General features: G+C 63.7%; 1 protein-coding gene. It reads left to right on the top strand.

What is annotated here, in order from left to right; all coding sequences use genetic code 11:
• Window positions 1–89: 89 nt before the first annotated feature.
• A partial coding sequence (locus tag SB847_RS20705) for a RuvX/YqgF family protein (RefSeq protein WP_410578449.1) occupies window positions 90–342 on the top strand: 253 nt, incomplete at its 3' end.

Below are 342 nucleotides of genomic sequence, written 5' to 3'. Positions count from 1 at the left end.
GACGACGTCGCACAGGGCGGCGGCACCGATGCCGGGAAGGTCCCTGCGGCCCTCACGGCAGTGGTCGACGCGATAGCCAAGCGCTAACGGTGAATTCGGCCGAAAGCAGCGACGCCTACCCCCGCGGCACCAAAGTGGGGGTAGACGTCGGGACCGTCAGGGTAGGCGTCGCGATATGTGATCCGGACGGTATCTTGGCAACCCCGTTTAAAACGGTCTTGCGGGATAGCAAGAAAAATTCGGACGTGCGCTACCTGGTCAAGCAGGCCGCCGAATTGGCTGCGGTGCAGATCTTTGTAGGCCTGCCCCGCACCATGAAGGGCGACGAGCGGGGCTCTGCAC

The organism is Bacillus sp. SIMBA_026, from assembly GCF_046535335.1.
GTDB lineage: Bacteria > Bacillota > Bacilli > Bacillales > Bacillaceae > Bacillus > Bacillus velezensis.
This window is presented reverse-complemented; position numbering and strand designations above follow the sequence as displayed.